This window comes from Leucothrix pacifica, assembly GCF_003172875.1.
In the GTDB taxonomy this organism is placed as follows: Bacteria; Pseudomonadota; Gammaproteobacteria; order Thiotrichales; family Thiotrichaceae; genus Leucothrix; species Leucothrix pacifica.
The window spans coordinates 19,985-33,211 of record NZ_QGKM01000029.1; the positions used below are offsets into that span (position 1 = coordinate 19,985).

The following is a 13,227-nucleotide window of genomic DNA, read 5'->3' on the forward strand; positions in this document are numbered from 1 at the left end:
CAACAAAGCTCGCTCATCCATAAGACACAACCGTTAGTATACATAACCACACGGTTTGTGTGAAAAACCTATGGCTTTATCGCTTTTTCTAATCAGGATTCTCTAGCTATTATTTGAGGCCAGCGACGTAGCGAACACTTTTAGTTAGCGCCTTGTTTACCGTTGACCAGTAGGCACTCTTGACACGCCACTGCTGCAAAGGCTTCCCATCGACGGGCAAGCCGGCTATCTCCAATAGTGGATCTTTTTGGGCCTCACTCACCACATCAGCCACAATCGGAAGAATCAGCGGGGGCGTTCCCTTTATCGAAGCCAGATAGGCTCTGAATACTTGATTTGCCTCTGATGCAAAGAAGTCATCACTGATTAGCACAACCAGAATATCTGGTAGCACAATTTCCTGATGATCAAAGAAAACATTATCCACTTGAAGATTGATATGTTGGCGCATTTTCTGCTGTATGTCAGTGAGAAGGCCGACCACTTGGTTGTGGCAGTTCGCCTGGAAAAAGGAACTGACCGCAACACGCACTTCCCTTGGGAAGTCGGGTGATTTCTCCAAACTGTGTACCGAAGGTTGTATCTCTAATGGGTTCTGATAAAGCTGCTTCAGACCGAGCCCTACTCTCTCATTATCCTTATCAATGTCGATAATCACACAGCGGATAGGCATCCCAGCTCTGAAGTTGACTAAGTTATTCTTAGAATTAGAAAACCAGGATAGATTTGAAAAATGCAGTAGGCCGTTAAAGTTCTCAGCTATCTCGACAAACAAACCGAAATCGGTTCGTGAACGAATCACACCTGTAACGATATCGCCAACCTGATATTCAGAAAACACGATTTCTACCGGGTCCGGTTGCATTGCTTTTAAGCTAAAGGAAACGCGCTGTTTTTCAAAGTCCAGATCACTGACTTTAACCTCCAACACATCACCTTTACTGTAGGTCATGACACTTTGCTTGCTGCGTGGTTTCCAGCTGATTTCAGACCAATGCAGTATTCCGGACAACTGATTTTCATATGTCACGAAATACCCGAACTCCGTTACATTCGTTACACGAACAGTTACTACACTGCCTACATCATGCTCATCGACGAACGCCTGCCAACACGTGTTATCTAACTGTTTCAAACTAGCGGTCAAATACGCTTTGCCCGGCACCACTTTTAGCAGTTTTACACTGACCTGATCGCCAACTTCAAGTAGCTCTGAGGGGTGGTTGAATGGCTGCCAACTGATCTCTGATTGAGATATCAAACAAGTAATTCCGCCAACGTCTATAGTAACCAGTGTGTCCATCACTGAGCTAACCACACCTTGAACAATTTGATTTTTACTTAATGATTCCAGTAAGTCTGTATGAATTTCAGCGACTGCGTCCAGGCGTGAGACAACCAGGTGATCATTATCTTCATCCAAACTAAGTATTTTGAAAGGGAGCGGTTTATCGATAAAAATATCTGGCACTAAATCATAATCACAGAGATCGAAACGGTACCTCGGCGCAAAACCAAGAATATCGCCAAAACGAATCATGTAACCACGCTCTACTTTATGGTCTACATAACCAAATACGATAGTTTCATTATCACAGGCCTCTAATAACGCATCCCAGTCCTGAGCCAGGTTAACGCCCTCAATGCTTGTTGTCTTGTTCACTATGTTTTGCAGCAAATTAACAACAGGATCCAGAAACATACATTAAGCCATTTAGATTAAAAAAACCCGTAAACTACCGAGTATCACTGTGAGAAAGCGACCAATAAATCACCGTATAATAGCATTATTTTGAACATAAATTATACATGAAAAATATTATTTTTGCCGTATCACAATCTTGGTCTTATCTATCAACAGAGTTGACAGAATCGATAAGAACACTGGTCACATCAACGTAATGCGTAGTAATTAATACAGTCGCTAACCCCATTACTAACCAAAGCAGTAAGTACTTTTCATCTTGAACCGAAAATACTTTTGATATCGAAATCACAATGGGTATTAGGAAAACAACACCATACGCAATACTCATCAGCACTGCATTTTCATAAGGGAAGCTGACAAATCTTGGAGAGAATATAATCACCATCCCCACCAACCAGGTAGAACAAATAAAAACAGCTGCTAACTTACTGCCTAATGGAATGTCGTGACTACTGCCATGACTCTTATAAAACCAATAGCTGGTTATACCAGCGAATATAGCCGTGAATTGTGTCCACTGTAACTTATACGGTGTAGCACTCATTCCAAAATAAGACACGAGACTAACCACGATGATAAGCAGTAAAATCAGAAACTCTTTAAATACCAAAGTTTGATTAGACAAGACACGTTTTAACAGTAGCGCGGATGACAACGTTAAACAGAAAAGCCCCACGACACCAAGCGGATCACCACTAGCAATTGAAAAGTTCAGAAACGTCACCATGACGGAACCTGTTATGCCGAATAACAGTAGTGATTCTGAGCGGTTTCGCCACTCTTTTGCCTGATAAGCCAACCATGGCAAAGTAGACAGTGACGCTGAAGCAAAGGCATAGAATAACAGCTGCGGCGACCCCATCTGCATTCCTTTCAGATACTTCAAGGGATACCAGCTAATTGCGAATCCCACTGCTATGAGAAACCAACCGATAAATATTATTCTATTAGTCATTTAGCAATTTGATTTATTTGGGGGTTTAGTGTTCATTGGGTGTGGTTTTGGACAGCATTAATGACCATTTTTTACACAAACAATGATGAATTAAAATTAGTCAGCAATCAATGGTTTTTTTATTAATTTTTGAACACTAATATCGTCAACCCCGAGCTAGTAGGTAACCAACAGGCACAAAAAAGCCCGACTAATGTCAGGCTTTAAATGTATTCAATGGTGGGCCCAGAAGGACTCGAACCTTCGACCAACGGATTATGAGTCCGCTGCTCTAACCAACTGAGCTATGGGCCCTAACTCGATTAATTAACGAGGGGTATCGTTATCTAATTCAAGAAAGCTGCGTAGCATATCCGATCTGCTCGGATGACGCAATTTTCTTAACGCCTTCGCTTCAATTTGTCTAATTCGCTCACGAGTCACATCGAACTGCTTACCAACTTCTTCCAAAGTATGGTCGGTATTCATATCAATACCAAAGCGCATTCTCAGTACTTTCGCTTCACGAGGCGTCAATGAACTTAGCACCTCTCGTGTACTCTCACCGAGGCTGGATGCTGTTGCATTATCCATTGGAGACTGTACATTACCGTCTTCGATGAAATCACCTAGGTGCGAATCTTCATCGTCACCGATCGGCGTTTCCATTGAGATTGGCTCTTTAGCAATCTTCATCACCTTACGGACTTTGTCTTCAGGCATGTCCATGGCTTCTGCCAACTCTTCTGGCGTCCCTTCACGCCCTTTTTCCTGAAGTAACTTACGAGAGATACGATTCAACTTATTGATCGTTTCAATCATATGCACCGGAATACGGATAGTACGTGCCTGATCTGCGATAGAACGTGTAATTGCCTGTCGAATCCACCAGGTTGCATAAGTCGAGAACTTATAACCGCGTCGATATTCAAACTTATCCACGGCCTTCATCAAACCGATATTACCTTCCTGAATCAAATCCAAGAATTGCAAACCACGGTTAGTGTATTTCTTAGCGATTGAGATAACCAAGCGTAGGTTAGCTTCAACCATTTCTTTCTTAGCACGACGTGCCTTAGCTTCACCCACAGAGACACTACGACTAATGTCTTTGATCTGCTGGATAGACAGACGGGTTTCATTCTCGATACGAATCAATTGATCCTGTAGCTTAAGAATGTCATCAGTGTAGAAGCTCATCTCATCAGCCAACTCAGGCTTAGAGGCCAATAGATTAGGAACCCAGTCCTTATTGGTTTCATTCTGAGGGAAGCTACGCACGAAGTCTTTTCGCGACATACCCGCTTTATCAATACACAAGCGCATGATCTTGCGCTCATAACCACGAATCTGAGCGATGATTTCACTTAACTGACCACCGATTTGATCGATGACCGGCTGAGTAAACTTAAACTCAAGAAGCTTATGGGCTTGCTTAGCACGAAGCTCAGCGTATGCTGCCATATCGTCAGCATCACGTGCTTCGCGGGCACGTTCATACAACTCTTTTAGTTGTAAGAATTTTTCACGCGCTTCTTCAGGGTCAGGACCAGTATCGATCTCTTCCTCTTCTTCGTCGTCATCATCGTCCGCCTCGCTGTCACCATCAACTACGGCTGTTTCATCAGCGTCACTGTCCGCCTCTTCTTTTTCCTCAACCGCTTCAGGCGTTACCGCTGCTGCAGGCTCAGGAATAGCATGACGATCCGCATCAGGATCAACAAAGGAATTCACAACATCAGTCAGACGGACTTCTTCCAACTCAATGCGCTCGAACTTATCCAGAACGAACTCAGTGGATGCAGGAAACTCTGCCAGTGATGTCAGGACTTCATATAAGCCTTCTTCGATTCGAATCGCAATCTGGATCTCGCCTTCACGAGTCAATAGCTCAACCGTACCCATTTCGCGCATGTACATGCGGACAGGGTCAGTCGTACGACCAAAGTCAGTATCAACACTACTCAGTGCTGCGGCTGCCTCTTCTGCAGCATCGTCATCAGCATCAACGGCTTCATCACCCATGTTGATACTGTCTTCATCAGGCGCTTTCTCAAAAACCTTTATACCCATGTCATTGATCATGCGTACGATGTCTTCAATCTGCTCCGGATCTACGATTGTGTCAGGCAGGTGATCGTTGACTTCCGCATAAGTAAGGTAGCCCTGTTCCTTACCTTTGGAAATCAACAATTTTAAGCTGGATTTCTGCTTCTCTTGTCCACTCATGTAACTGAGTTCCCGAAAAAAAGTTAATCGGCCATGATAACACACCGTAGTATGTTTCATGCAACAAATCCCTTCCAATTATCTAAAACTGAAGGGAATCTTGTTGATAGTATTTTATTGTTTACACAGTTGCCTGTTCAGAAAGATCTCGTCACTTCGTTCTTGCTCCGACAAACCACTCGTGCTTTCTTTATGAAGCAGCCGTTCCAGATGATACTTTCTTGATTGTTTATCAATTGAAACAAGGCATCCCTTAAATTCACGGGCCTGTATTTCTTCATCATCACTTGCGGGCTGCCATTTCATTAGTTCTAATAATTGCGGCTCTAACTCTGTATAGCGCCATCTTTCCAGAAGAGTCACCGCATTAATATGTGGACTCTCCTCTATAGATTCAATAAGTGTAGCTAATAAATCTGTACCCGGTAGGTTCGTATAAGCAATTCTTTCAGGGTTTTTGACAAACTCAATCAGCGAAGGTTTGTTCAATAGCAAAATACAAGCATATCGAATAGGTGGATGAGTCACCGAATGCTGGTAGGTCTTAGCCCTTGCTGCACCACGCATTGGTTCCTGCTGATCGCTATTAACCTCCTGCCTTTTAAGTATGTTTGCCTTCTCTACACCTGTTAGCTTCGAAATATCCTGAATCAATTGATCTTTCAACAAGCTTTCAGGAACAACCTTCAGTAACTTATTAGCCTCATTAACATAACGCGCCTTACCCTCGTTATTACTGACATTAAATTGTTCACCTAAGGCCTTCAGAAAATACGAACTCAGCGAAATAGCATCACTCAACTCTTGTTCAAACGCCTCTTTACCAATACTCCTAACTAAGCTATCCGGATCCTCACCCTGAGGTAAAAATAAAAAACTGATTGCTTTATCATCACGCAATACAGGCAATGTGTTTTCCAATGCACGCCAAGCCGCTTCTTTTCCTGCCCGATCCCCATCAAAACAAAAAACAATCTCAGGCACTGTGCGGTACAAAGTTTCAATATGTTGCTGTGTCGTCGCAGTTCCTAGCGTCGCAACCGCATAAGTAATGCCAAACTGAGCCAGAGAAATGACATCCATATAGCCCTCAACCACGACGATACGCTCTAATTTGCGTGTAGCATTACGTGCTTCGTACAAGCCATAGAGTTCATTACCTTTATGAAATAAGGGGGTCTCCGGTGAGTTGATGTATTTAGGCGTATCATCGCCCATTACCCGGCCACCAAAACCAATCACCTGCCCCTTACGATTACGAATTGGGAACATAATCCGGTCACGATAGCGGTCGTAACTCCCACCGTTATCTTTAGCAATTGCTAAACCTGACTCGACAATTTGCTCAGGCCGATAACGCGCGGATAGGTGCTTAATCACCGCATCCCACGACTGCTGCGAATACCCCAGACCATACGATTGTGCAATTTCACCACTCAAGCCACGATTCTTTAAATATTCCACCGCAGCAGCGTTTGCTCTTAACTGACCTTGATAATAATTACTCGCCTCTTCCATTAACTCGATGAGGCCTTTATTACGAATCTGCCGTTGCGGATTTCGCTTCTTACCCTCCTCCCGCGGCACCTCCAAACCCAGTGAACTCGCCAGAGACTCAATCGCCTCCACAAAATCAAGGTGCTCATACTCCATCAAGAAACTAATAGCAGAACCGTTCACGCCGCAACCAAAACAATGATAGAACTGCTTATTTGGGCTCACCGTAAATGACGGCGTCTTCTCATTATGAAACGGACAACACGCCTGATACTCACGCCCATGCTTTTTCAAAGGCACGCGCGCGTTTATGACGTCAACGATATCGCATCGCGCCAACAATTGATCAATAAACTCTCGTGGAATCATTCCAGCCATAAAAATTCTGATTCTTATTTAGGCATTTTATTTATGCCAATCTATACGATGCCGTAATTAAGTGCTCTGGGTATTTGCGGCGGAAATGTTCACACCGCAGGTGATATTTCCATAGCAAATACCCAGAGCACTTAATGGCTTTACGAAACCAATAAAAAAGCCCGTAGAAGATCTCTCATTCTACAGGCTTTTTTCAAAGTACGAGAAAATTTAGCGCGGTAGCACTGTTCTTCCCATCAAATACTCATCAATAGAACGCGCACATTGACGACCTTCACGAATCGCCCAAACAACCAGAGACTGTCCACGACGCATATCACCTGCTGCAAACACCTTATCCAAAGACGTGTAATAAGCCCTGCGACCTTCTGTATCACCTTTGACATTACCACGGCCATCAAGCTCGACGCCCAAATCTGTCAACATATTCTCGTGTACAGGGTGAACAAAGCCCATCGCCAGAGTAACGATATCCGCTGGTAACTCAAACTCTGAGCCTTCAACTTCATTGAGTTGCCACTGACCATTGTCATCCTTCGTCCACTCGACCTCAACACAAATGATTGCTTTGACATTGCCATTGCCGTCATCAACAAATGATTTCGTGGAGACAGAGAACTTACGAACCGCGCCCTCTTCCTGAGAGGTTGAGGTACGGAATTTATTCGGCCACTCAGGCCAAACCAACTGCTTATCTTCCTTCTCAGGCGGCTTCGGCATAATCTCCAACTGAGTCACCGACAACGCTCCATTACGCGTTGAGGTACCAATACAGTCAGACCCAGTATCACCACCACCAATCACTACAACGTGCTTACCTTCAGCAGATATCACGTTCTCTTTGCCGTGAACACCTTGAATGTACTTGGTATTCGCCTTCAGGTAATCCATCGCAAAGTGAATTCCATTCAACTCACGACCCGGAATCGGCAAATCACGCGGCTTCTCAGAACCACCGGTCAATGCAATCGCATCAAACTCTGACAATAATTCATCGGTCGTGATATCAACACCAACATTCACATTCGTGCGGAACTCAACACCTTCCTCAGCCATCTGCTCCATACGACGATTCAGTAGTGACTTATCTAACTTAAAGTCAGGGATACCAAAGCGCATCAAGCCACCCACTAAAGGCTCTTTCTCAAACAATACAACTTCGTGACCAGCACGTGCCAATTGCTGTGAAGCAGCCATACCCGCAGGGCCTGATCCCACAACCGCAACGCGCTTGCCAGTTTTGATTTGAGCAATTTCTGGTTTAACCCAGCCATTCTCAAAACCCTTATCAACGATTGCGCACTCGATTGACTTAATCGTTACTGGCTCGTCTGTCAGGTTTAGCGTGCAAGACTCCTGACAAGGCGCAGGACAAATACGGCCTGTTACCTCAGGGAAGTTATTCGTACTGTGAAGTACGTCAACCGCCTCTTTCCACTTGTTGTTGTAAACCAAGTCGTTCCAGTCAGGTATCAGGTTATTCACCGGACAACCGTTATGGCAGAACGGAATACCGCAATCCATGCAGCGAGCACCTTGATCTCTTAAGTCCTCGTCACTTAGTGGAATGACGAACTCTTTGAAGTTGACCACACGTGTTTCGACAGGCGCATAGCTTCGGTCTTTGCGTGCAATCTCTTTAAATCCTGTAACTTTTCCCATTGCAAATTCCTCTCTTAAGCTGCTGCTCTACGCTTTTTCAAAACTTCCAAAGCGTGGCGATAATCCGTCGGTGTAACCTTCACAAACTTCGTCAGGTAGCTATCCCAGTTACCCAGAATTTCTTCTGCTAACTCAGACCCTGTGTAGGAATAATGATTCGCGATTAACTGCTTCAAGCGCGCCTCATCTGCCTGCATTGGATCATTGATATCTTCCTGTGATTGATCCGTATCCACCGTCTCAAGTTCAACCATCTGAGTATTACAGTTCGCGCTAAAGCTACTGTCGCGATCCAATACGTACGCAATACCGCCCGACATACCTGCCGCGAAGTTACGTCCGGTTCCACCAAGACAAACAACAACACCACCCGTCATGTACTCACAGCCATGATCACCCACACCTTCAACCACCGCTGAAGCGCCTGAGTTACGCACCGCAAAACGCTCACCTGCGACACCACGCAGGTAGGCTTCACCGCTGATCGCACCGTACAACAGCGTGTTACCTGCAATAATATTCTGGTCAGCACGGCCGATTGCCGCATCAGCTGTCGGGTAAATCACAATACGACCACCTGACAAACCTTTACCGACATAGTCATTTCCTTCACCAGACAACTCAACAGTTACGCCTTTCGCTAACCACGCGCCAAAAGACTGACCAGCCGTACCGGTTGCTTTAATGTGGATAGTGTCATCAGGTAATCCGGCATGTCCGTATTTCTCAGCAACACGTCCTGACAACATCGTCCCGAAAGTACGGTTGTGGTTACGGATGTCGATATTGATCTCAACCTTCTGACCATTCTCAAGCGCAGGAGCAGCCTCTTCAATGAGCTGATTATCCAGTGCTGCATCCAGTCCATGATCTTGCTTTTCAGTCCAGTAAATATCACCGGCAGCGTCTGCTTCTGGCTTCTTCAGCAGACGACTGTAATCTAATCCCTGAGTTTTCCAGTGCTCAACCGCATTGCGCATATCCAATCGATCAGATTGACCAACCATTTCATCAACCGTGCGGAAGCCTAGCTGAGCCATTAGCTCACGCATTTCTTCAGCCACGTAGAAGAAGTAATTTACGACGTGCTCTGGCTTACCAGTAAAGCGCTTACGCAAATCAGGATCTTGTGTAGCCACACCTACCGGACAAGTATTCAAGTGACACTTACGCATCATGATACAGCCTTCAGCAATCAATGGAGCCGTTGCAAAGCCGAACTCATCAGCACCTAACAATGCGGCAATCACGACATCGCGACCAGTACGCAAACCACCATCGGCCTGCACACAGATACGACTACGCAGTTTGTTCAACACCAATGTTTGGTGTGTTTCCGCCAAGCCTAGCTCCCAAGGAGAACCAGCGTGTTTGATCGACGTAATTGGCGATGCACCAGTACCACCTTCATAACCAGAAATCGTAACGTGATCAGCATGTGCTTTGGACACACCCGCTGCAACCGTTCCAACACCAATTTCAGAAACCAGCTTTACAGAGACATCAGCTGATGGATTCACATTCTTGAGGTCGTGAATCAACTGCGCCAAATCTTCAATCGAGTAGATATCATGATGTGGCGGCGGTGAAATCAGACCAACACCTTCCGTTGAATGACGTACTCGCGCGATTCGCTCATCAACCTTGTGGCCTGGCAACTGTCCGCCCTCTCCCGGCTTCGCACCCTGTGCCATTTTGATCTGGATCATATCTGAATTAACCAGATACTCGGCTGTCACACCAAAACGCCCCGAAGCAACCTGCTTAATCGCAGAACGCATTGGGTTCATTTTGCCATCAGGCATTGGCGCGTAACGTTCCGGCTCTTCACCACCCTCACCCGTGTTCGACTTACCACCAATCTGGTTCATCGCGACCGCTAGTGTAGAGTGTGCCTCGTGCGAGATACTACCGAACGACATCGCACCAGTAGCAAAACGCTTTACAATTTCCTTGGCAGGCTCTACCTCGTCCAGCGGAATGGCGGTATTGGCAAACTTGAACTTCATCAAACCACGCAGAGTTAGCAGCTTTTCAGATTGCTCATCAACCAGCTTACAGAACTCTTTAAATGTTTTTGGATCATTACCGCGCACTGAGTGCTGTAATTTTGAAATCGTGTCTGGCGTCCATACGTGGCTCTCACCACGTGTACGATAAGCATAATCACCACCGATATCCAGATGCTTGGCAAAACGCATGCGATTACCAAAGCCTTGGTCGTGGAGTGTTGCCGCCTCTCTGGCTACGCCATCCAAACCGATACCTTCAACTGTTGTTTTGGTGCCGGTAAAGAACTCATTCAAGAACTCAGTTGACAAACCAACCGCATCAAAGATCTGTGCGCCACAGTAAGACTGATAGGTAGAGATACCCATCTTAGACATGACTTTTTTAAGGCCCTTACCAATCGCTTTGATATAGTTTTGCTGCGCCTTTTCAGACGTCATGCCCGGTGCAATATCATTAAGGTTGTGATCAATGGTTTCGAAGGCTAACCATGGGTTGATCGCCTCTGCACCATAACCGGCCAATGTCGCCATGTGGTGAATTTCAAGAGCCGCACCCGTTTCAACAACCAGACCTGTTTCAGTTCTTAAACCTTCCTGAATCAAGTATTGATGAACTGCTGATGTGGCTAACAATGCCGGAATTGCCAGACGCTGAGCACTCACCGCGCGGTCAGACAGAATCAGGATATTGAAGTGACCTTCTACGGCACGCTTTGCAGCTGCACATAAATCATAAATCGCTTCGCGCATGCCATCACGGCCTTTAGAAGCGTAATATGTAATATCCAGTGTTGCAGTCTGGAACGCATCTCCCGCATGATCATGGATATGACGAATACGGTACAGGTCTTCATTGCTCAGGATCGGCTGAGATGATTCAAGACGCATGTGCGTACCTGCATTCTCATGACCCAGCAGATTAGGACGGGGTCCAATCAATGAGATCAGGGACATCACCACTTCTTCACGAATCGGATCGATCGGCGGGTTAGTAACCTGCGCAAAGTTCTGCTTGAAGTAGTTCGACAAATGACGCGAACGATCTGACAATACGGCAACAGGACTATCTGTTCCCATTGACGCCAAACCTTCTTCACCGTTATTCACCATTGGTGTTAACAGGAACTTCACATCTTCTTGCGTATAACCGAATGATTGCTGACGCTTTAATAAGTCAGCAGGTGCAAGTGGATCAGGAGGGTTCGCTTTACCGCTTAGCTCAGAAAGCTCAATCTGTCCCTTATCCAGCCACTCCTGGTACGGGTGCGCATTACCCAGATCAGCTTTGATTTCTTTATCCGTAATGATACGGCCTTGTTCCATGTCGATCAGGAACATTTTACCCGGCTGTAAACGCCACTTTTTAACAATCTTGTCTTGTGGAATATCCAGAACACCCATTTCAGAGGCCATCACAACCAAATCATCGTTGGTAATCAGGTAACGCGCAGGCCGTAAACCATTACGGTCAAGCATTGCTCCAACCTGACGACCGTCAGTGAAAGCGACTGCAGCAGGACCATCCCATGGCTCCATCAATGCAGCATTGTACTCATAATAAGCGCGACGCTTAGGCTCCATGGTGCTGGAACTATGGCTCCAAGCTTCAGGAATCAACATCGTCATTGCTTCAACTAAGCTATAACCACCGGCAACCAGTAGCTCTAAAGCATTATCGAAGCAAGCGGTGTCTGACTGACCCTCAGGAATCACAGGCCAGATTTTCTTTAGATCGTCACCCAAAATCTCTGACTTCATAGAATGACGACGTGCTGCCATCCAGTTCACATTACCGCGATTCGTATTGATCTCGCCGTTGTGAGCAATCATGCGGAATGGATGCGCCAAGTCCCAGGTAGGGAATGTGTTTGTGGAGAAACGCTGATGTACCAGTGCCAGTGCAGACACGACGCGCTCATCTAACAGATCAAGGAAGTACTCACCAACCTGCTCCGCCAACAACATACCCTTGTAGACGATGGTACGTGTAGACATTGAGTTGATATAGAAGTCTTGGTAGCCCTCAAGCTTATTGTTAGCAATTTGTGAACTCGCCATTTTGTGAATCACAAATAACTTACGCTCCAAAGCATCCTGATCCGGCGCATTTTCACCCGCAGCAATGAACACCTGACGTGTGCATGGCTCAGTAGGCTTAACACTTTCACCAAGATCCGAGTTATCAACAGGGACTGTTCTCCAGCCTATAACACTCTGACCTTCTGATTTGATAGCCTCAGTCACCGCTTGCTCAATCGCTTCACGGTTTGCATCGTCCTTTGGCAGGAACAACATACCGACGCCGTATTTGCCCTCTTCAGGCAGTGTGAAGTCTACAGAGTCACGGAAAAACGCATCGGGAATTTGCATCAACAAGCCAGCTCCATCCCCTGCCTTAGGGTCTGCGCCAACTGCACCGCGATGAACGATTCGTTTAAGGATGGTAAGCCCTTGCTCTACAATGCTGTGGCTTTTCTCACCCTTAATGTGGGCAACAAATCCCACACCACACGCGTCATGCTCATTGGCCGGGTCGTACAAACCCTGCTTTTCAGGCAATGATCCTAAATGCATACAGTCCTCGCTAGATTGTTGAATCGTATGAAAAAAGCTCCCCTCTCAACACGATCCCTTGAAAAATTGGCCGGTAAGTATACCAGCATTTACGCAATCCACGCCAATACCCTAATAATCCCAATACATATTATTGGCTAAATTATTTAGTTTGCCGCACTGCAATAAACACACAGAAAATAGCACACTGAGCACTAAAACTGGAACCATTAATTTCAGAGCTCTGGTACCAG

Annotated in this window: 6 protein-coding genes and 1 tRNA gene; all 7 read right to left on the bottom strand. The window is 45.7% G+C overall.

The genetic code is table 11. From position 1 onward, the window contains the following. Positions 1–109 precede the first annotated feature (109 nt). The 7 genes from DKW60_RS11460 to gltB all read right to left on the bottom strand — a co-directional run bounded on the left by DKW60_RS11460 (position 110) and on the right by gltB (position 12,994). Positions 110–1,663 carry a S1 RNA-binding domain-containing protein gene (locus DKW60_RS11460; protein ID WP_181389671.1) on the bottom strand — a complete coding sequence of 518 codons (1,554 nt, stop codon included), beginning with the start codon at positions 1,661–1,663 and terminating at the stop codon, positions 110–112. Positions 1,664–1,847: 184 nt separating this feature from the next. Beyond that, complete coding sequence (locus DKW60_RS11465) at positions 1,848–2,570, bottom strand: hypothetical protein (RefSeq protein WP_109837798.1); 723 nt, start codon at positions 2,568–2,570, stop codon at positions 1,848–1,850. A gap of 310 nt (positions 2,571–2,880) precedes the next feature. Next, positions 2,881–2,957 (bottom strand) — tRNA-Ile (locus DKW60_RS11470). A gap of 12 nt (positions 2,958–2,969) precedes the next feature. Continuing rightward, entirely contained in the window at positions 2,970–4,871 is a 1,902-nt protein-coding gene (gene rpoD / locus DKW60_RS11475) for an RNA polymerase sigma factor RpoD (RefSeq protein ID WP_109837799.1), read from the bottom strand. 114 nt (positions 4,872–4,985) lie between these two features. After that, positions 4,986–6,746 carry a DNA primase gene (dnaG, locus tag DKW60_RS11480; protein ID WP_109837800.1) on the bottom strand — a complete coding sequence of 587 codons (1,761 nt, stop codon included), beginning with the start codon at positions 6,744–6,746 and terminating at the stop codon, positions 4,986–4,988. A 210-nt stretch (positions 6,747–6,956) separates the two neighbouring features. Further along, on the bottom strand, positions 6,957–8,408 hold the full coding sequence (locus DKW60_RS11485) for a glutamate synthase subunit beta (protein WP_109837801.1): 1,452 nt from the start codon (positions 8,406–8,408) through the stop codon (positions 6,957–6,959). A gap of 14 nt (positions 8,409–8,422) precedes the next feature. Beyond that, complete coding sequence (gltB, locus tag DKW60_RS11490) at positions 8,423–12,994, bottom strand: glutamate synthase large subunit (RefSeq protein WP_109837802.1); 4,572 nt, start codon at positions 12,992–12,994, stop codon at positions 8,423–8,425. Positions 12,995–13,227 lie beyond the last annotated feature (233 nt).

Bases quoted from the DNA above. Each gene is read 5' to 3' on its own strand.
- DKW60_RS11465 (WP_109837798.1), bottom strand. From the start codon at position 2,570: ATGGGGTCGCCGCAGCTGTTATTCTATGCCTTTGCTTCAGCGTCACTG.
- rpoD (WP_109837799.1), bottom strand. From the start codon at position 4,871: ATGAGTGGACAAGAGAAGCAGAAATCCAGCTTAAAATTGTTGATTTCC.
- dnaG (WP_109837800.1), bottom strand. From the start codon at position 6,746: ATGGCTGGAATGATTCCACGAGAGTTTATTGATCAATTGTTGGCGCGA.
- DKW60_RS11485 (WP_109837801.1), bottom strand. From the start codon at position 8,408: ATGGGAAAAGTTACAGGATTTAAAGAGATTGCACGCAAAGACCGAAGC.
- gltB (WP_109837802.1), bottom strand. From the start codon at position 12,994: ATGCATTTAGGATCATTGCCTGAAAAGCAGGGTTTGTACGACCCGGCC.